Origin of the sequence: Ruminococcus sp. N15.MGS-57 (genome assembly GCF_000980385.1) — a bacterium.
Taxonomy (GTDB): domain Bacteria; phylum Bacillota; class Clostridia; order Oscillospirales; family Ruminococcaceae; genus Hominimerdicola; species Hominimerdicola aceti.
Genome location: NZ_LARF01000150.1, coordinates 1 through 338, shown reverse-complemented (window position 1 = coordinate 338; position 338 = coordinate 1). Strand labels below are relative to the sequence as shown.

The 338-nt window shown below is 45.6% G+C and carries 1 rRNA gene; it reads right to left on the bottom strand.

From position 1 onward, the window contains the following. Nucleotides 1–338, bottom strand: a 23S ribosomal RNA gene (locus WS40_RS11040); the annotation flags it as partial.

The window sequence follows — 338 nt, the reverse complement described above, 5'->3', positions numbered from 1 at the left end:
AGCTATTACGCACTCTTTTAATGAGTGGCTGCTTCTAAGCCAACATCCTGGTTGTCTGTGCAATTCCACATCCTTTTCCACTTAACTATACTTGGGGACCTTAGCTGTGGGTCTGGGCTGTTTCCCTTTTGACAATGAAACTTATCTCCCACTGTCTGACTCCTGAAAAACGATTATCCGGCATTCTTAGTTTGATAAGGTTCAGTAACCTCTCGGCCCCTAGCCAATTCAGTGCTTTACCTCCGGTAATCTATTTCAAGGCTAGCCCTAAAGCTATTTCGGAGAGAACCAGCTATCTCCGGGTTCGATTGGAATTTCTCCGCTACCCACAGTTCATC